Genomic DNA, 19,597 nt, shown 5'->3' with positions numbered 1-19,597 from the left:
CCGGCGGTGCGGGACGAGGGTGTGACCCCGCCGCGCATCCCGACCGAGGAGTCCGGACCGCAGCAGCCACAGGCCTCGGCCCCGCAGAGCGGGGAAGAGGGGGGCGGCTCCCAGGCGTTGGGCGGCGATGGGGGACACGGGGCGGAGAGCGGTGGCCCGGAGGTGGCCTTGCCGGTGCGTCTGCAGACGGTGCGGGAGCCCGTTGGCGGGGACGGTGTCACCGAGACCGCCTTTCCCGTGTCCGGCGGGGATCGGACGTCGGTGGATCTCCAGGAGAGCGGCGGTCTCACGGGCGGCACTGGTGAGGAACGCGCGGGGGCGGGCCCGGAGTTGGGGTCACCGGGCCCGGATTCCGGTGGGCCGGGGGGCTTCCGGGAGGGTCGGTTCGTGGAATTGGAGGGCCTGAGTGTTCCTCGGGACGGTCTGGGGGAGCCGAGTGTGATCGATGGTGCTCCTGCCGTTTCGTCGGACGGGGTGGTTTCACCGCGGGCGGAGGCAGAGCTGCGGGTTGACGCCCTGAACCGGGTGGCGCGTGAGGCGGGGATGCCGGAGGGCGACCGGCTGGCCTTGAGCGAGCGGGTCACCGAGGCTTTGGGGGCGGATGACTGGGGTCGGGCCGCTCGTGGGCTGGAAGAGTTCCGTGAGCGCGCCAACATGCGGGTGTTGGCCCAGCAGTTGGAGGTGTTCCGGGCGCATGTCGACGGTGGTTTCGAGCGGCTCGGTGAGCTGGGGGCGTCTCGTGCTGGGTGGCAGCGGAAGGCGGACGCGGTCGAGGGCGCGTGGCGCCGTGGTGACGTGGCGCTGCTGGACAGCAGGTTGCGGGAGTACACCGCGTATGTCGAGGAGCATGTGCCGGCGGGGGTGCTGACGGGGAAGGACGCCGCGCGGTCGTTCGACCCCGAGCTGGAGCGGGTGAGGCAGGAGCTTGCCGGTACGGAGAATGATGCGGAGGCGGCGGGGTTGCCGGCCAGGTTGGAGGATCTGCTGCGGACGGCGGCTTTGCGGGACCGTCTGGAGCGCCTGACCGAGGGGGATGTTTCCGGGGAGGAGGCGGCGCTGCGGCAGCGGCTCACCACTGCGGACAGCACGCGGGATGCGGTGCGTGCGCTGGAGAAGCTGGAGCGGTACCGCGAGCAGGAGCGTGGTGACCAGGCTCTTCAGGACCGTCTGGACAGGTTGGGTTCGGACGAGCGGGCTGCCCCCAGCGAGAAGGGGCTGGGGGAGCGGCTGGAGGGGCTGGATCGGGCCGGCGACGAGCGGGAGCGTGAGCTGCGGGCGCTGATGAAGGAGGCGCGCAGTGCGGAGGAGGCCCAACGGGCGCTGACTGAGCTGCGGGATTACCAGGAGAGCGGGTCGCTGCAGGACCGCTTGGACGGGTTGAGGCGCGACGACTTTGACGACGGTCCGCGTGATCGTCGCGTGGTGCCGGATGAGGGTGAGTTGCGTGAGCGGCTTGGTGCTCTTCGTGACGGTGGTGACGCGCGGGCTGCCCGGTGGCTGGAGGAGGTTGACGAGGCTTCTGCGCCGATGGCCGCTGGGCGCGCGTTCGACTGGTTTGAGCAGCATCTACGTCGGCAGGAGGAGGCCCGGCGGGCGACGGTGGCTGATCTGCGGGCCCGGATCGAGGGGTTGAGCGCGCAGCGTACCGAGCACCTGTTGCGTGGCCGGGACGGCGAGGTGGCCGCCGTGGGTGAGCGCATCGCGGAACTTGAGCGGCGTTTGGACGACTCGCTGTCGTACGACGAGCGGACGAGGGCCCTGCGTCAGGAACTGGGCCGGGGCGTTGACGAGCCGGTGGATGCCGGACGTCTGGAGCGGATCATCGACGAGGGCCTGCCGGAGCGGGACCGTTCGGAGGGGCGCGACGACGACTCGTCGCACGATGGCGGCGAATCGCGCGGCTCCGGGGGCGCCGCCGCCGGGCGGCCCGAGGGCCGGACCGTCATGGAGGACCGGCCGTCGTCCGGCGCCGGATCCGGGCGGGCGCCGGAGACCGAGCCGGCCCGTGCCGGGTTCCGCCCCGAGTCGGCCCGCGCGGAATCGGCCCGTGTCGGGTCCCGTTCCGAGCGGATGGGCCACTCGGATCATGCCGAGCAGGTCCCTCGGCGGCCTGACCACCGGGGCTCGGAGCAGCTTCAGGTTCGCACCGATCGTGAGCCCCTGCGGTCCGGTGAGCGTGGGCGGGTCACCGATCCGGCTTTGGGCCTCGTTCCGACTGCTCCCCAGTTGAAGGCGCTGCGATCCGGTCCGCGCGCAGGGGCCGGCGCCGATTCGGTCCGCGGCGAGCGGGCCGGTCGGGAGCGCCCCGAGAGCGAGCCCCTGCTGTCGGGTGTGACCGTGACGCTGCAGCGGCCCCCGGCGAGTGAGTCCGGGACGTCCACGGCCGAGTCCCCTTCACGCGCGGGCGAGTCGGGCACGCCTGGCGGTGAGTCCGGCACGTCCGGCACCGGGTCCGGCCCGTCCACCGCCGCACCGACGGGGAACGCCGAGCCCGGGCAGTGGATCGGCACCAGGCTCGACGAGATCAGGCCGCCCCGGGCCGTCCGCGGTGCCCGGCCGCCGGTCCGGCTGCCAGCCGTGACGCGCCGGTTCGCGGACGGCACCCGCATGCCCGCCTACATCGACGCGCTGGAGACGCTCCTGCCGGGCCTCTCCGAAGAGCAGTTACGGGAGTTCCTCGCCGGCCCCCGCACCTTCGGGCAGAGCGATGTCGTCCTGCGGGGCGTCGAGCAGGTGGTCACGGAGATCGTCAACGTGCTGCGGAGCCGGCCGCTCGTCCGGCCGGCCGACGAGAGCACCGGCGGCACTGACCTGAAGGGCGTCATTCGGCGGACGCTCCAGCTCCGACCGCTGGGCCTGACCGGCGAGGGGCGCTCGTTCACGTACACCGACCACGCCGGGCGGACCCGGGTCCTGCACTTGACCGCCCGCAACTACCCCGTGTGGGAGAAGTTCGCCGACGGCCACGGCAATCCGGCCAAGGTCGACGCCATGCACCGGTCCGTCACGGCCGCCGGACAGAGCAAGACCGTTCAGACGAGCACTCAGGTCGGCCTCGGGGGCCCGTTCGGCCCGGTCAGTACGGCGGCGTTCAGCGGCTTCGGCCGGATCGCCGGCCGGGTGGGCTTCACGGAGAAGATCGGCTACACGCAGACCGACCAGAACAGCAGCCAGATGGAGACCCGTACCCTGGACGGCTCCCATGTGCACCTGACACACGTCTACTACCACCTGCGGGTCACCGACGCGGACGGCCGGACCATAGCGGGCGACACCGCCACCGACACCGCCACCGACACCGCCACCCGCGCCGACACCGCCACGAGCACCCGCGCCGACACCGCCACGAGCACCCGCGCCGCCCCCCGCGCCCGCACGAGCGCCGCCGGTCAGGGCGACTTCGGCTTCGCGGTCCGCAACGGGCTGCTGGTGCGGCTGCCCGACAGCGTGACGGCACTGGCCACACCCGGCCGCATCCCCCGGAGTTTGCGGCTCGACGGGGAGACGCAGTACCGGCTGGTGAGGACCGAGGGCTTCGGCCCGGTAGCGAAGATCCGTGACTGGGCGGCCGACCTGATCGGCGTGCGGCCGGCGAGCACCGCCTACCGGGAGCTGGACGCGTTCTTCTCCAGCGACGCCTTCCAGCGGATGTCCCGCCGACTGGCGGCCGGCCGGGTTCCCACGCTTGCGCTGTTCGCCGACGACAAGGAGAACTCGCCCCTCGGCGTGTTCGTCGTGGAACGGATGGTGCCCGAGCGGGCGGTCTTGATCACCGAGACGTCCAAGGCCGAACTGCGGGACATCAACGCCTCGGCGGTGCGCAACGAGCGGAGCAGCACCAAGGGCGTCAGCCTGGCGTTGGAAGCCGTCCTGGGGCCGGCGTTCAACCTCCTCGACCTCGCGGGCGGGCTCCTCGACCTGCGCCTGCAGGTCGGGGCCGCCGGCCGGTACGTGCTGTCGGCATCGCGCACGGCGGGCCAGGGCGGATCCGGCGGCATCAGGTCCGCCGGGCAGGTCAAGGGGGACCCGACCGGCCTGTACCTGGTCAGGAAGACGGTCTCCGTACGGCACAGCGGCAGCACCGCCCCGCCCCGGGAGTTCCCCACCTGGAGCGTGGACCGGATGACGCGCAGCGAGGCGCGCCGACTGGCCGGGTGGGACGACATGACCCGGCTGGCGGTGGACAACGGCGCACCGGAACCGTACGCCCCGCCGTATCTGACCACCGACCATCCGCCCACGTTGGGCATGCACCGGGTGGAGGAGTTCTCGCATGACGACGGCCGGCGCGTCCGCGACATCGACGGCGGCGGCAGCACACTGCTGGACCACTTCGCCGACCGGGTGCTCGCGGCCGTCGCCGAGGCGTATCCGGGACTGGTGGCGCCCCTCGACCGGCTCGCCCCGCCGGCCACGGTGAACCTGGGCGGCCGCATCCGCGCCGCACTCGCGTCCGGCGTCCCGCGGCAGGCGGACGACGGCCCGGTGTCCTCGCCGTGGAGCGACGCGCAGGCGTACCAGACGGCGCTGTCGAACACGCTGGAGGTGCTGAGCGTCCTGTCGCACCAGAGCATGTCCGGCGCCCTGGAGGCGCTCACCACGACCGGCATCCGGATCCGGCTGAACGAACCGGGCACCATCGGCCAGGGCCACCGCTACGTCTGGCTGCACGGTGATCTGACCAACCGGAGCTACCGGGGTATACAGAAGGACGTCAAACTGCGGTACGGCGCCCCGGGCATCGAGCGTCGCGACGGGCAGACGGGCAGGAAGCGCGGGCTCGAATACGGCGTCGAGGGCTCGCTGATATTCCGCGACCCGAGCAAGGACGCCGTCCCGGCCATCGGCGCCCCGGACAACGCCGGGACACTGCTCGCGGGCTGGCGTTCGGGGCGGCAGACGGAGAACGAGTCCGGCTTCGGCCCGACCCTCGGCAACGAGCCGATGTCGGTGAGTCTCACGCCGTCCCACCTGTACCGCTACGACCTGTCCCTCACCGTCAGCACGGGTGGCTACTGGCGGTTCCGCGGCCTGGTGCGCGGCTTGGCCTCCGCCGGGCTGCTGGGCACCCAGCCCTTCGTCGTCAGCCGGCCCGAAGGGACGCTGATCGGCACCGGTCCGGACGGCAGGCCGGTGGGTCACGGCCCGGTGCTCGGCCGGGTGCTGATCAGCATCCCGGACCAGCACGCGCCGGCCGTCGATCCCCACCGGCCCGGGACGCCCAACCCTTATGCGGGCCTCCGCGACCGGATCGAGTCCGTGCCCATGGCGCCCGAGCAGGCCTTGGCGCTGGCGAAGGGCCACTTGTGGCGTCCAGGTGGCGCGGGAAGGCCTGGCGCGCGGCATGGGCAAGCCTTTCTCGACCTCCAGCAGCACCCGTTCGCGACCATCACCGTGGTGGCGACGCCCGGCCTCATCAAGGCCGCGAGCGAGGTGCTGCGCTCCGCGTCGGGCGGCGCCTGGCAGCTGACCGAGGAGGGCGCTCCCGCCCGGGAAGCCGTCTTGCGCGGCTTCCAGCCCCAGTATCTGACGGCCAACTTCGACCAGAGCTCCGGGCCGCTGGGCTGGAGCAGCACAGGGCTGTTGGGCAAGGGCCCCTACGCGTCACTGCGGGCGGACTTCCGGCACTTCACCACGGTGGACGGCCTCCAGGCGCTGACCGGTTCGGTGCCGATGGACAGCGAGCTGACGCTGGGCAGTACCCACCAGGCCGCCGGCAAGACGGGCAAGTCCACCACGCTCTTCTTCGGCGGACAGGTGTCCTACACCAAGCCCCAGCGGGTCGGGCCCGGGGTGATGGGCAACTACGGCGTCGTGATCAGCCCCTGGTCGAGTTCGGCGGCGAAGAGCCGGACCGTCGTCCGGACTGTCCAGGCGGACACGAACCGCAAGGAGTTCGGCAACCAGGTACTGGTCGGAGGCACGGCGGAGCACCGGATGGTGACGGTTTCCAGCCTTGTCGGGAGGCGGTTGGCAGGCCGGACGTTCATGCCGGCCGCACTCGCCGGAGCGGCCGGGCGGACCACCTCGGTGCCGGGCGGCTGGCTCGGGCACGTGCCGGAGAAGAGCGCCTACCGGCTGCGGTTGATCGACGACGCGATGGGGGAGGTGCCCCGCTACACGGGCCGCACCTGGCTGCCCCAGCCGTGGCTGAAACACAACAGGTTCGGCACCTACCCCGTCAACGTGCTGGACCCCACGGACGTGCTCGCCGCGTTCGAGCGTGCCGCGCAGCGCAGGCTGGGGCTGGACGAGGCGGGCCTGGAGAGCGTGCGCGCACTGGTGACGTCCCGCGCCCTGCGGGCCCTCAGCAAGGAGATGACCGGTGTCGGCTCGTCCACTCCGGTGCGGACCGGCGCCCTCGGCTGGGGGAGCGCACGGATCGGCGGCCGGACGGTCCGGGCGAGGGCCGAGCTGATCCCCGGAGACCCCGACTTCGAGATGCTCGACCACAGCACCGAGTTCGAGGAGAACCGGCGCGGCATGGAGACCGTCCACGAAGGCTCGGACTTCACCTCGGGCGCCGACCTGGGGGTCACCGTCAGCGAGGGCACGTCCACCCACGGCGCGGCGGTCGTGGCGGCCGGGCCGACGTACGGCGAGACCGGCTCAGCTCGCCGCACGCGTTCCTCCGGCCACACCAACACCAGCATCACCATCCACCGGGCCGCGTCCACCGAACCGTACGCCGAGGTCACCACCCCGTACCGGCTGCGCCTCACCCTGGAGGCGGACGACGACCCGGCGCCTCGGACGGGCCCGGCCGAGGCGGGCGCAGTAAGGGAGCGGCCGCCGCGCGGGCGGCTGGCCGAGGCGTGGCGAAACGCCGTCGGCAGGACGACGCTCACCGAGGAAGGCGACGTCGGCAGCGTGCGCGAGCACGTACCGCTCAGCCTCATGGCCCCGGTGCGCACCGCAGGCATGCCCGCCGCGGACCCCCGGCTGAGCCCGCCCCGGCTCCTCCCCGACCCTCGGCTGCGGCTGGACCGGACAGCGCTGGTGATGGACCAGGCCACCCGTCACGGGGACGGCACCCTGAAGCCGTTCACCTTCCCGGAGAACGGGTTCCAGGTCCGCAGGATCGTCGGGCAGGAGAACATCCAGGCGGCGAACAACGCGGCGATCGCCAGGTCCTACCAGCACGGATTCCACTGGGAGGAGCGGGACAGCCCGCACGACATCGTCCGGCGGGCGACGCACACCAGCCTCACCCGGCCGGGCTCCGGTTCCGCGCAGACGCTGGAGGACGGCACCGCCAACGCGTCGCTCACCACCTTCTGGGACCGCACCGTCACCAGCACCGGCTATGCGGTGCCGGGCCTCGCGGAGAAGCACCTGGCCGGTACGGACACCGCGGCGCTGGCGCTGTACTCCAAGCCCGACTTCGGCGGCGCCGTGCTGCTCACGGTGGCCGACGGCATGAAACTGGAGGCGCTCCACCGGGTCACCGAGGGCGGCGGCTCCTCGGTGGCGCACGAGAGCGTCCAGGACTCGGCGCTCGGCGGCGGGTTCCTCGTCGACTCCGCCCTCGGCCAGAACCAGTACAGCGCCACCACGACCGGCCCGTACACCTCGGACGGTGACGGGACCACGATCGGCGGGGAACACCTGGGCTCGATCAACGTCAAACCGGAAACCGGCCGGACGTTCCTGTTCGCCATCCCCACCACCTGGCTCAGCGTGGCCGATGTGCACCGCGGCATCAAGGACTCGGCGCTCGGCGCATGGGCCCAGGGCGTCTTCGGGCACGCCAGGCCGGGGCAGCAGGAGGTCGGCTCCCAGGCCTACACGGTCGCCTGGGTCCGGGAGGACATCGCCCGCGAACTGGGCATGGTGAGCGACAGGAACTTCCCCGGCCGGGTGGGGAAGGCATGGGACGCTGTCGCGGGCTCGGGCAAGGCCTGGGTCGACGCGGACAAGGCCTACTGGGCCAAGCGCCGCACCGCCGTCGGCCTGCGCGAGGCGGTCGACGCCGCCCTGCGCGGCGTGGCCGCGGCCCGGACCGCGGCCGACGCCACCTCCCGCTCCCTGAACCTTGCCCGGGACGCGGCCGCCGCGGCGGCCGACGGGGTGCGGCAGGCGGGGACCGCCGCGCCGGTGACCCGTCGGGATCCGGCCGACGACGCCGGACCCGGCCGGGACATAGGCCACGACCCGCACGCGGCCGCTGCCCGTCCGGACCGGCCCGCGCCCGGGGACAGTGGCCCGGCGCGGGACGGCCGTCCGGGCGCGGCGCCCGCCCCGCGGCGGGGCGCGGAGCAGGCGAAGGCCGCCGCGCGGCGTGACGCGGCCGACCTGTCCCACCGGGCCGCCACCCGGCGGCTCGACGCCGCGACCGCGCGACTGGACGCCGCCCGCCGGAACTTCCACGCGCGGAGTGTTGAGCTGACCGCGCTGCGCGGTACGGCGGACCGCGCCGCACACGAGTACCACCGGGTACGCGTCGGCGCGGACGAACTCACCCGATGGCATCAGCTGAACGCCACCGAGGAGGGCCGTCGGCAGCTCGACGGGCTCGCCGAGCCCCCCGAGGTCACCTTCACCCCGCCGCCCGAAGCCGTCGGCCCGGCCGTTTCGGCCCGGCCCGTCTACACGCGGAGCGGCGGCACCGGCCCCGGCGCCGGGCTCACCTCCCCGGACCACGTCACGTACACCCTGCACGACGTGGACAGGGACAAGTCCTTCTACCGCGCCCTCGCCGAGGGGCTGCGGCGTACGGCCCCACGGCTGCTGGTGGACGCGGGTGTGGACCTCGCCGACCCGGAAGCAGCCGTCGCCGGGCTGAGGCAGCTGATGGCCGCCAGGCTCACCGACCCGGCCGACGCCGACCTGCTGGCCTTCGCCGCCCCGGACGCCGCCGACACCTTCACCGCCGCCGAGATCGCTGAGGCGGGGCTCGATCTCGGCCGGGACACCCCGGCGCGCCGTGAGTTCGACGGGCTCGGCGGTCTGATCCCGCACGCGCTGAACCTGGCCGAGGACGTCCGCGCGGCCCTTGCCACCGCCCAACTCCGGCGCCCCGCCGACGCGGACGCCGACACCGGCTGGGACCACTCCGGCGCCGACCTGCTGCCCGTGCTGGCCGCCCGCGTCTTCGGCGCCCGGGTCACTGTGGTGCGTGACGACGGCAGCTTCCAGGACTTCGCCGGCTTCCGTGACGGTCCCGGAACCGGCGATACGTCCGGCACGCTCGCCGGCCTTCTCGACGGCGCCGAGCGACCGCGCCCGCACATCGTCCTCAGCCTCGCCGACCACCACTACCGGCTCGCCGTCCCGGACGGCGCCGCCGAGGACACCGCGTCGGGCACCGCGTCGGGCGGGCCGGACACACCGGTCGTGGTGGAGGGCGCGGACGTGGCCGCGGCGCACTCCTTCTCCTCGCGGACCGGTGAGCTCTACCGGCGGACCGGCGAGCGGACCGCGATGTTCGAGGAGGTCCCGCTCGACCTGCACCGGGTGGCCGACGGCGCGGACGGGCTCGGGTCCGCGCTGGTCCATGCGATGCGCAGCGGCGTCTTCGATCTGACGCGCCTGCCGGATGGCCTCCGTGGCCTGCTCGACGGCGGGTCTGACCCGGCCACGGCGGTGGACGCCCTGCACCGTTGGATCGCCGAGCGGGCGACGCGGGACGATCTGTCCGCCGGCTCACCGCTGATCGACGGTGAGCGGCCCGTGCCCATCCGGGCGTTCGCACGGGCCGGGGTCGTCCTGACGGACACACAGTCGATGCGGGCGATCATCGAGGGCGGTGCGCTGCCGGCCGGGGAGGTGGATCTCACTTCGGTGCAGCGACTCCGATTGGCTCTGGCGCTCACCCCCCGCGCGGCATCGTCCATGGCCCTGGCCGCGACGGTGGTCGCCCGGGAACTGGACGAAGTCGTGGTGCTCATCGGACCGGAGGGCAAGGCCCACTGCTTCGGTCCGGGTGACACGCCGCCGGTGGTCGTGGTTCAGGAGAACGGGGACTTCCTCTTCGGTGTTCCGCGCACCAGAGAGTTGCCCGTCCTCGGCCGGTGAGCACCTCCGTGGCGCGGTACGCGTCCTGCCCTTCCGTACGTTGCCGACTGTCCGTAGGTACGAGTTTCCGGCTTTTCCGGCCCCCAGTGCCCGCTGGGCTGCCGACTGGACACGAGGCATACGGTATTTTCGGCCGCGCCACTGCGCTGTGCCACAGTGCTGCGGCTTAGGTGGGAAACGCCTGGACGGGAGACACTCGTGACGCTCACGCTCGATCTGCATCCGCTGTTCCGCAACGAACGCGACATTGACCGCGCCGTTCGCGAGATCATCTTCAAGGCGGCGGCGACAAAGGCGGATCTGGTGGAGATCATCCCGGGGAAGGGCGCCGGCAAGCTCAAGGCACGCGTGCTGGCGATGCTGGGCCAGCCCCATCTGAAGAAGCTCTACGAGCGGTACGAGGTGGATCCCTCCAACGAGGGCCGCGTCTTCGTCCACTTCAAGTGAGCCGCGGACAACCTCCACGACGGCTCGTACCGCCCGGGGGCCGCGGCGAGGCCGACGAGGCCGACGAGGCCGACGACTACATGGACATCGCCCGCCTCAACCAGGGCAAGATGCAGCGGACGTGTGGTCCGCCGAAGTAGCCGCGTACGATGTGCGGCTGGCGTTGGCGGCGGTGGAAGAACCTGCGGGTCTCGGCGGCGAGTTGGGACTGGGGCGCGGGCCCGGCTGTGCATCGGAAGGCTCCGTTTGAGGTTGGCGTTGACCGCACAGAATCTGACCAACCATCACCAAACGGACAGAGCGGAAAAAGTCGGGGCCGTGTACTACAGCCTCAGATCTTGATGTTGTGATTGGTTCTGCTCGGGTTGTCGCCAGGGGCGGAGGCGGGCGGGCAGAGGGCCGCCGCGCCGTTTGTAGTGCCTGACGGTGGCCCGGGTCTGGTGCAGGGTTCGCGCTTTTCCCTCGTCTGCCGGGTCCGGGCCGGTGGGCTGCCCAGGGAAGCCAGTTCCTCCGCCCAACCCTCAAGGTTCTGCGGACTCACATTCATCAGCATGACCGGACAACGGTCAGCACCGATCATCGGTCACAAGATCTGAGGCTGTAGTACTCGTCCGCCTCGCCATGAAAGGACGCGGTCCTATCCGCCCTCGTGGCCGCCGGGCGCCATCCCGCCTCATGTCACAGCATCAGGTCGAAATCACCGGCGGCGACACGTGCAAGGGCACCGGTCCGTACGAACAGGACGACGCAGGTGCCCTTGCGTGCAGCTCTTGCTCTGCGCCAGCCCGGTTCGGCAAGCCATTCCTATACTCGTCGAAGGCGCCACCAGCGCAGTGCTCCTGCCGTGCGCGCTCCCACCCCCGGCTTTCCATGGAGAAGCGACGCCATGAGCGCACTCGGCGAGTCCGTCGGCACGGGCCCCGATCCCGGCTCGGAATTCTTTTCGCGGCGGACGCGGCGAGGTCCCGATATTAAGGTGCAATCAGTCCCGCGCGCTGCCGCCCGGATCATATCGACGGGTGGACGAGGCGTCGCCCGAGACCGGCTCTGGCTACGGATGATGTACGGCTGGCGATACCGGCAGGCGATGGCGGTCATGACACGAGCACTGCCGGAATCCCAAAGTCCTCGGGGTGGTCCTCGTCGCGATCGTGTCAGTGCGCTTGCCGACTTGGCTGCCGTGTACCTGTACCTGGACCGGGAATGGGAATGGCTCGATCCGGCAATACTCGAAGGGACGGTGGGTGCGCATTTACCGCTTGCCCGTTGCGCGGCGTCGGGCCTACGAAGACTGCCGTCCTATCGCGGCCCCGCAATTGTGCACACGAGCAGTGTCGGGATGGTGGCGGATTGGTACCGCGAGAACCAATTCGTCGTCGACCACGGCTTCTGGACCGCTTCTACGTCGGCCTCCGCGCTGAGCGAGGGTGGTCCTGGGTTCTTGGTGTGGTCGCTGACCGGGCGTCTTACGAGAGCGGTAGATCCGTACGCTCCTGGGCGTCTGGTCTTCTCTCCCCGCACCCGTTTCAAAGTACTGCAGGTCAACGCAGGTCGGCAGCCCCGCGTGCTGATGCGGGAGTTGTTTCCGCTGGAGCCCTCTGAGCACCCTGTGGGCTCCGGCGGCGAGCACACCGAATGGCTGGACGAGGGCACGGTGACAGAGCTGGAACGGGCGGCGGCGGAGAGCTCAGGACGAGACGCCGTCGATATCATCACGGGGCCGCGCGAGCGACTTCCCGGAATGATCGTCACGACCAAGTCGGCTAGGCAAGCCGGACGATAAAACCCCGTTCGACCAGCTCAAAAGCCCTGTGGCCAGCGCTGATTGCGCTGGTTCCTGGTGGGCGGGGCTACGCACGGCGGCCTGCGACGGCACCGGCTGCAGATCGGGGACACCGCGGAGACCGCCCGCTTCTTCGGCCGCAAGGTCAGCTGCCACGGACCCGACGACGCCTGAGGCTTCCTCAACCGTGTCACCGCGGCTCTCTCGGGCTTCTCGACTTGGGGGGTAGGCGGCGGTCACCACGCTGATGAGGGCCTGTTCTGCACGACGGCGCTCCAGCAGCCATAGTAGGAAGTAATTGACGGTCCGAAGCCTGGGAATGGCAAGTTCGATCGTTGTCGCACGGGCGTCCCCCTCTCGGGGGCGGAGCCGTTGTGGTGGTTGGTTCTCTCGTCGTTGACATGGCCGTATTCGGGTTTGCGGGCATGCAAAAATAGACGAAATGCAAATTCCTCCCTCCGCGGATATGTTCACGAGATGTGAGTCCTGCCTGCCCGTTAAGGAAAGGGGTTGTCATGCCGTCAAGGTTCACCGCCAAACAAAAGATAGGTCACCTGCTCGAATGGGCGACCGAGTGGAGTGGAGGCGGTCAGGGGAGAAGTATGTGGCTTTACTCGCTAAACCTAGGGGGTTCTCATGCCCTTCTGAATGATTGGATCAAAAATCAAAGAATTCTCAACACTCTCACCCGAGAAGAGAAGGACATTATAGATGCGGCGCGTAAAAGGTCATCAGAGTCCCCGCGTCAAATGAGACCTGTCAAATATTTCGGTTCCCGTGAGGTCGACTCAAGGGGCTAGTGTGATGCGCCAGAAATTTCGGGCTCAAGTCTGTAGTGTGTGTGGCCATGTCGCCGGGACCTCGTGGTGTTGAAGTCAGGCTGTCCGGTGGGGAGTTCGCCGAGTTGTCGCGCTGGGTGGACGGGGCGGTGGAGCCGCGTCTTGCGGAGCGGGCCCGCATCGTTCTGGCGTGTGCGGCCGGGGTGCCGAATTCGCGGGCGGCGGCGGACCTCAAGGTGACCGCGGGCACGGTACGCAAGTGGCGTTCGCGGTTCGTGGCCCGGCGGGTGGCGGGCTTGGTGGACGAGCCGCAGCCGGGTCGGCGCAAGCCGGAGCTGGTGCTCTCCGAGGCTGAGCGTGCGGAGCTGACACGCTGGGCGCGGCGGGCGAAGACCGTGCAGTTACTGGCACTGCGGGCGAGGATCGTGCTGCGGTGCGCGAAGGCGGGACGAACAAGGAGATCGCCGCGGAACTCAGTGCTGTGGATCCCCGGTTCTGCTGACCGAGGATGCTCCGCTATGTTCCGCGCCGCGGGTCTGCTCTCTGTGGACATGCGCCCTTGAGAGGGGTACATGGTCGGACTGGTAGGTCCGAACCATCGCTGGGGACCCTGGTGGCTGAGTGGTGCCGACGTTGGTGGGTGCCGTTGTGTCGTCCGGGGCGAGCTGGCGAGTGCGTCGACATGGCCCCGTGTTGCTTGACGGCGAGTCGGATAACTCAGCGCTGGGTCAGCATGAGCTCTGCTGAAGGCGGGGAAAGGCGATCGAACATGCGACTGATCGCGCGGGTGACGTGTCGCTCGATGGTCTGCTGCTGCAAAGGTTGATAATGCAAATATATGTGCGATCGGCTGAGTTCTCCGCCCCGCGCTGATCCTGCCCTGCGTCCTCCCGCTCGTCGGGAGGCGTGAATCTCTCGCTGCGCTGGAACGGCACTGTCGCGCTCACCAGCCCGGTCGCGCCCGCCTGCCGAACAGCAGGCCTCGCGGCTCCGGTGGCGGCGGGGTGCCGGGGCGCAGTGGCCAGGCGAGCAGCATGCCGGTCAGGAAGCCGACGACGTGCGCCATGTATGCCACGGTGCCCGCGTGGGAGACGCCCTGGCCGGAGGAGTACAGCGCCTGGAGCGCGAACCAGAAGCCCAGGACGATCCAGGCAGGCAGTCGCACGGGCAGGAAGAGCAGGAACGGGACCAGGATCCAGACTCTGACTCTCGGGTACAGGACCAGATATGCGCCGAGGACGCCGGCGATCGCCCCGGAGGCGCCGATCAGCGGGTCGCCCGAGGTGGGGTTCGCGAGGGCGAAGCCGTATGCGGCCGCGTAGCCGCAAGCGACGTAGAACAGCGTGAAACGGATGTGCCCCAGACGGTCCTCGATGTTGTTGCCGAAGATCAGCAGGAACAGCATGTTGCCCAGCAGGTGCAGCCAGCCGCCGTGCAGGAACATCGCGGTGAACACGGACAGTGCGGGGGACTTGTCGTAGCCCGGCGGTCCGACCACGCAGCCCGCGCCCCGGGCGCCCACACCGACGTCGCCCGTCGGGACCAGCCGCGGCATCTGATGGTGGATCAACTCCTGTGGAACGGCCGCGTAGTGGTCCAGGAACGCCTGGAGGTGGCAGAGCTGGGACAGGCTGCTGTCCCCGGCCACGGAACCGGCGATTCCGGGCGTGAACAGGAAGACGAGGACGTTCGCGGCGATCAGCGCGTAAGTCACCACGGGGGTGCGGCGCACGGGGTTCACGTCATGGACGGGGATGACCACAAGGAAGTACTGCCCCCGATGCGGGCGCCGAACCGGTGAACGCCGCCGTCCACGCGTGCGTATGTCTCCTCAACCGCCCGCGGCACGGCGGGTCGCGGGGACGACGTGAGGAACAGGCGATGAACGACCGAGGTACTCCTCCGATGCACGCTCTGCCCGACGGGGAAGCGGAGATCTCCCTGGTGGTGCGACTGCCCTGGGAGGACGTGGCCCGGCTGGGTCAGGAGGCCGGGCGGCTGGCCTCGCAGATGCAGCGGCCGGTGACGCTGGACGAGGCGGTGAGTAACCGGCTGCGCTCCGCACGGTCCGCCGCTCATGCCAAGCCGCCGGGGGAGCAGCCGGTGCCGACGCCGCTGGGGGGCAGCGCGTCGGTGTCGTCGTTGCCGCCGCGGCCTCCGGCGGATCAGGCTCGGCAGGCCATCGAGCGGATCAACGGCAGCGCGTGACGCCGTAGAGGTGCGGGGCGCGTGACGCTGTAGAGGTGCGGGGCGCGTAGTGCTGTAGGGGTGTGGAGGCGCGTAACGCTGTACGGGTGCGGGCTGACTGCGGGGTGCGGGCTCGTTGCGGCTGGTCGCCCGCGCGGCGAAGCCGGCCCCCAGCCCCCGGCCCTTTGTCGATACCGCCCCGCACCCCTTCTAGGCCAGTTGGTCCACTGCTTTCGCGGCCTTCCTGGCGGCTACCAGCACCGGGTCCCACACGGGGGAGAACGGGGGCGCGTAGCCCAGGTCCAGGGCTGTCATCTGTTCCACCGTCATTCCGGCCGTCAGGGCCACGGCGGCGATGTCGACCCTCTTGCCCGCGCCCTCCCTGCCCACGATCTGCACGCCGAGCAGCCGTCCCGTGCGGCGCTCGGCGAGCATTTTCACCGTCATGGAAGAGGGATCGGGGTAGTACCCCGCGCGGCTGGTGGACTCGATCGTGACCGCCACGAACCGCAGACCGACCCGGTGGGCGTCCTTCTCGCGCAGGCCGGTGCGGGCGATCTCCAGGTCGCACACCTTGCTGACCGCCGTGCCGACCACCCCCGGGAAGGTGGCGTATCCGCCGCCGACGTTCGTGCCGATGATCTGTCCGTGCTTGTTGGCGTGCGTGCCCAGCGCGATGTGCCGTAGCTGGCCCGAGACCAGGTCGAGGACCTCCACGCAGTCGCCGCCGGCCCAGATGTTCTCGTGCCCGCGCACCCGCATCGCCAGGTCGGTCAGCAGGCCCCCGTGGACGCCGAGCGGCAGCCCCGCGGCCCGCGCGAGCGCCGTCTCGGGATGTACGCCGATGCCGAGCACGACCACGTCCGCCGGGTACTCGGCGTCCTGAGTGGCCACCGCCCGCACCCGGCCGCCGTCGTCCGTGAGCACCTTGGTGACCTCGGCGTCGTCGACCATGGTGATGCCCATGCCCTCCATCGCCTCGTGCACCAGTCGGCCCATGTCCGGGTCGAGCGTGGACATCGGCTCCTTGCCCCGGTTGACGACCGTCACCTCGTAGCCGCGTCTGATGAGCGCCTCGGCCATCTCCACACCGATGTATCCCGCACCGACGACCACCGCGCGGCGGCCACGCGTGCGTGCCAGCGTGTCCAGGAGCGCCTGGCCGTCGTCGAGTGTCTGCACACCGTGGACGCCGGGCGCGTCCACCCCCGGCAGGTCCGGCCGGAACGGGCGGGCACCGGTTGCGATGACGAGTTTGTCGTACGACGTCCAGGACTCGGCTCCGGAATCCACGTCACGCGCGCGTACCCGCCCGCCGGCCACGTCGATCTCCGTGACCTCGGTTCTCATACGCAGGTCGATGCCGCGGGCCCGGTGCTCCTCGGGCGTACGGGCGATCAGCTGGTCCCGCTCGGCGACGTCACCGCCGACCCAGTACGGGATGCCGCAGGCCGAGTAGGAGGTGAAGTGGCCCCGGTCGAACGCCACGATCTCCAGCTCGTCCGGGCCCTTCAGACGACGTGCCTGTGACGCCGCGGACATCCCCGCGGCGTCACCGCCGATCACGACCAGACGCTCCGACCCACGCTTCGTACGGCTCATGCTCATGCGAACACGCTACGGGGGCAGGGCATTTCGGTGCTGTTGCCCGTCGCCGAGCGCCTGCCGCCTATCGCCCATCTCTTATCGCCGATCCCCTGTCGCCGCACCGGTCCCTTCCGGCAGTGGCTCAGTCCTGCTCGCCACCCTGCTGCGGGCGGGTGGACTCCGGGGCGGGCCTGGCCGTCGGAAGCGGGCCCAGGGCGGTCGACGTGGGCGTGGTGGCCGGCCCGCGCGGCAGGCGGGGCCGGACGATCCGCAGCCACACCAGGACGATCAGCGCGGCCACCGCCACGAACGGCAGCACCGCCCCGATGACCACGGCGAGCCAGCGCAGCATCGTCACGAACGCGCCCCAGCCGCCCGCCAGCGCGTCCACGAAACCTGGGTCGTCGTCGGCGTCGTCTTCCTTCGCCGCCTTCTTCACCGGAGTCCCGGACAGGGACAGGGTGATGGTGGCCAGGCTGGTGCGGTCCTTCAGGGACGACTGCTGGGCCAGCAGCGCCTCCAGGTCGGACTCCCGCCGGCTCAGCTCGCCCTCCAGCGTCACCACGTCACTGAGCTTGGTCGCCTGGTCCATCAGCTCGCGCACCCGGGCCACACTGGCGCGCTGCGACGTGATCCGGCTGTCCACGTCGACGACCTGGTCGGTGACATCCTGAGCCTTCGCGGTGCGCTCCAGGAGCTTGCCCGCGCCCTGGAGGTCGGCGAGGACCGCGTCGTACTGGTCGACGGGCACCCGCAGTACGACCCGGGTGCGCTCACGGCCGTCCCCGTCGCGGCTGGTGGACTCGTCACCGACATAGCCGCCCGCGGTCTCGACGGTGGAGCGGGCGTCGTCGAGGGCCTTCGGGACATCCTTGACCTGCACGGTCAGGGCCGCCGTGCGGATGATGTGGCTGGTGACCCTGGGCGGCGCGGTCGCCTTGGCGCCGCCCGCCCCGCTGTCGCTGCCCGCCGCGCCGCCGGGCGCGACCCCCTTCGCGTCGCTCTGCGCGGCGGCCCCGTCGTTGGCCGGCTTGCTGCCGGCACCACCGGAATCGTCGCTGCCGGCGCTGCAGCCGGACAGCGCGAGGGCCGCCGCCAGCAGCAGCCCGGCCAGGCCTTGGACGGGCCGTACGGAACGTCGTGTGCGCATATGGGCCTACCCTCGATGGTCGTGACGGCTGACACTTTTCGACGAACACTCCTTCGACGCCGGACCGGGACCGAACGTTGGGGCCCCGCGGTCCCGATGGGGTCACGATCGGGACTCGTGACGGACACCGGGGTCTCGGGCGGAGTGTCAGTGGGGTCTGAGAAGGTGGGGTCATGAGCGCAACGGGTGCAGGTCGGGCCAAGGTCACCCAGACCCGGGTCGTGGTCGTCGGAGCCGGAATCGCGGGGCTGGCCGCCGCCCACCGGCTGCTGCGACGCGGGGTCGGCGTGACCGTGCTGGAGGCAGCGGACCGCGTCGGCGGCAAGCTGCTCCCCGGCGAGATCGCGGGCGCCCGCGTCGACTTCGGTGCCGAGTCGATGCTCGCCCGCCGCCCCGAGGCCGTTGCCCTGGCCCGTGAGGTGGGCCTGACCGACCGTCTCCAGCCGCCCGCCACCGCGACCGCCTCCCTGTGGACCCGCGGCGCCCTGCGCCCCATGCCCAAGGGCCATGTGATGGGCGTCCCCGGCACCGCCTCCGCCCTGGCCGGAGTGCTGTCCGAAGAGGGCCTCGCCCGTATCGAACGCGACGCCGACCTGCCTCGTACCGAGGTCGGCGACGACGTCGCGGTCGGGGAGTACGTGGCGGCGCGGCTCGGCCGCGAGGTCGTCGATCGCCTCGTCGAGCCGCTGCTGGGCGGGGTGTACGCGGGCGACGCGTACCGCATCTCCCTGCGCTCGGCGGTCCCGCAGCTCTACCAGGCCGCACTGACGCACGACTCCCTGACCCGGGCGGTGCGGGAGATCCAGGCGAAGGCCGCGGCCAACCAGCAGACCGGGCCGGTGTTCATGGGCATCGAGGGCGGGGTGGGGAGCCTGCCGCTCGCGGTGGCGGAATCGGTGCGGGAGCGCGGGGGCGAGATCCTGACCGGTGCGGCGGTGACGGAGCTGCGCCGTGAGCCGTCCGCCGGGTGGCGGGTGGTCGCCGGGGGCCGGGTCCTGCACGCCGACGCGGTCGTCGTCGCCGTCCCCGCCCCGGCCGCCGCCGCGCTGCTGCGTACGGAGGCCCCGGGGGCGGCCGCCGAGCTCACCGGCATCGAGTACGCCTCCATGGCCCTGGTCACCCTCGCCTACCGCCGCGCGGACGTCACGCTTCCCGAGGGCAGCGGCTTCCTCGTCCCGCCGGTCGACGGACGCAGCATCAAGGCGTCCACCTTCGCCTCCCGGAAGTGGGGGTGGATCGCCGACGAGAACCCGGACCTCCTGGTCCTGCGCACCTCCGTCGGACGCCACGGCGAGATGGAGATCCTCCAGCGGGAGGACGCCGGACTCGTCGAGGTCTCGCGCCACGACCTCCGGGAGGCCACCGGTCTCGACGCCACCCCGCTCGAGACCCGCGTCACTCGCTGGACCGACGGCCTGCCCCAGTACCCCGTCGGCCACCACGCGCGCGTGGCCCGCATCCGCGAACACGTCGGCAGACTGCCGGGCCTCGCCGTGTGCGGCGCCCCGTACGACGGCGTCGGCATCCCGGCGTGCATCGCGAGCGCCTACGCGGCGGTGGACCAGCTCGGCGGCGACCTGAGCGCCGTACCGGAGCTCACCGCCAACCCGGTGCAGAGTCTGCATGGCGGAGCGGGAGAATAAGGAC

Annotated in this window: 9 protein-coding genes and 3 pseudogenes; 7 read left to right on the top strand and 5 right to left on the bottom strand. The window is 71.2% G+C overall.

Features of this window, described 5'->3' with window-relative positions; translation table 11 throughout:
- Nucleotides 1-525 precede the first annotated feature (525 nt).
- From M2271_RS17245 to M2271_RS17235, 3 genes are all read left to right on the top strand, one after another.
- Nucleotides 526-10,017, top strand: a complete 9,492-nt coding sequence (locus M2271_RS17245; protein WP_280888111.1) for a hypothetical protein — start codon at nucleotides 526-528, stop codon at nucleotides 10,015-10,017.
- A gap of 198 nt (nucleotides 10,018-10,215) precedes the next feature.
- Nucleotides 10,216-10,464 carry a Smr/MutS family protein gene (locus M2271_RS17240; protein WP_280888109.1) on the top strand — a complete coding sequence of 83 codons (249 nt, stop codon included), beginning with the start codon at nucleotides 10,216-10,218 and terminating at the stop codon, nucleotides 10,462-10,464.
- Nucleotides 10,461-10,604 carry a hypothetical protein gene (locus tag M2271_RS17235; protein WP_280888119.1) on the top strand — a complete coding sequence of 48 codons (144 nt, stop codon included), beginning with the start codon at nucleotides 10,461-10,463 and terminating at the stop codon, nucleotides 10,602-10,604. Before M2271_RS17240 ends, M2271_RS17235 begins: the two co-directional genes overlap by 4 nt.
- Here M2271_RS17235 and M2271_RS17230 read toward each other — a convergent pair.
- Nucleotides 10,541-10,727: pseudogene (locus tag M2271_RS17230) on the bottom strand (hypothetical protein); the annotation flags it as partial. The gene M2271_RS17235 and the pseudogene M2271_RS17230 overlap by 64 nt on opposite strands.
- 908 nt (nucleotides 10,728-11,635) lie before the next feature.
- On the opposite strand from M2271_RS17230, the gene M2271_RS17225 reads away from it, so the two are divergent.
- Complete coding sequence (locus M2271_RS17225) at nucleotides 11,636-12,247, top strand: hypothetical protein (RefSeq protein ID WP_280888118.1); 612 nt, start codon at nucleotides 11,636-11,638, stop codon at nucleotides 12,245-12,247.
- Nucleotides 12,248-12,484: 237 nt separating this feature from the next.
- On the opposite strand, the pseudogene M2271_RS17220 reads toward M2271_RS17225, so the two are convergent.
- Nucleotides 12,485-12,613, bottom strand: a pseudogene (locus M2271_RS17220) (transposase); the annotation flags it as partial.
- Between the two features lie 583 nt (nucleotides 12,614-13,196).
- Between M2271_RS17220 and M2271_RS17215 the strand changes: the two are divergent.
- Nucleotides 13,197-13,466, top strand: a pseudogene (locus M2271_RS17215) (helix-turn-helix domain-containing protein); the annotation flags it as partial.
- A 503-nt stretch (nucleotides 13,467-13,969) separates the two neighbouring features.
- On the opposite strand, the gene M2271_RS17210 reads toward M2271_RS17215, so the two are convergent.
- Nucleotides 13,970-14,788 carry a rhomboid family intramembrane serine protease gene (locus M2271_RS17210; protein ID WP_280888108.1) on the bottom strand — a complete coding sequence of 273 codons (819 nt, stop codon included), beginning with the start codon at nucleotides 14,786-14,788 and terminating at the stop codon, nucleotides 13,970-13,972.
- A 119-nt stretch (nucleotides 14,789-14,907) separates the two neighbouring features.
- Here M2271_RS17210 and M2271_RS17205 point away from each other — a divergent pair, with 119 nt between their 5' ends.
- Entirely contained in the window at nucleotides 14,908-15,234 is a 327-nt protein-coding gene (locus tag M2271_RS17205; protein ID WP_280888107.1) for a hypothetical protein, read from the top strand.
- A 189-nt stretch (nucleotides 15,235-15,423) separates the two neighbouring features.
- Here M2271_RS17205 and M2271_RS17200 read toward each other — a convergent pair whose 3' ends face one another.
- Together M2271_RS17200 and M2271_RS17195 are read right to left on the bottom strand one after the other, a co-directional pair.
- A complete protein-coding gene (locus M2271_RS17200; protein ID WP_280888106.1) occupies nucleotides 15,424-16,821 on the bottom strand; it encodes an FAD-dependent oxidoreductase in 1,398 nt (465 codons plus the stop codon).
- Nucleotides 16,822-16,942: 121 nt separating this feature from the next.
- Nucleotides 16,943-17,950: a DUF4349 domain-containing protein gene (locus tag M2271_RS17195; RefSeq protein WP_280888105.1), complete on the bottom strand. Its 1,008-nt coding sequence runs from the start codon at nucleotides 17,948-17,950 to the stop codon at nucleotides 16,943-16,945.
- A 173-nt stretch (nucleotides 17,951-18,123) separates the two neighbouring features.
- Between M2271_RS17195 and hemG the strand changes: the two genes are divergently transcribed.
- Nucleotides 18,124-19,593 carry a protoporphyrinogen oxidase gene (gene hemG, locus M2271_RS17190; protein WP_280888104.1) on the top strand — a complete coding sequence of 490 codons (1,470 nt, stop codon included), beginning with the start codon at nucleotides 18,124-18,126 and terminating at the stop codon, nucleotides 19,591-19,593.
- The last annotated feature ends 4 nt before the right edge of the window (nucleotides 19,594-19,597 follow it).

Source organism: Streptomyces sp. LBL, assembly GCF_029893585.1.
Classification (GTDB): domain Bacteria; phylum Actinomycetota; class Actinomycetes; order Streptomycetales; family Streptomycetaceae; genus Streptomyces.
This window is presented reverse-complemented; position numbering and strand designations above follow the sequence as displayed.

Bases quoted from the DNA above. Each gene is read 5' to 3' on its own strand.
- M2271_RS17205 (WP_280888107.1), top strand. From the start codon at position 14,908: ATGAACGACCGAGGTACTCCTCCGATGCACGCTCTGCCCGACGGGGAA.
- M2271_RS17200 (WP_280888106.1), bottom strand. From the start codon at position 16,821: ATGAGCATGAGCCGTACGAAGCGTGGGTCGGAGCGTCTGGTCGTGATC.
- M2271_RS17195 (WP_280888105.1), bottom strand. From the start codon at position 17,950: ATGCGCACACGACGTTCCGTACGGCCCGTCCAAGGCCTGGCCGGGCTG.
- hemG (WP_280888104.1), top strand. From the start codon at position 18,124: ATGAGCGCAACGGGTGCAGGTCGGGCCAAGGTCACCCAGACCCGGGTC.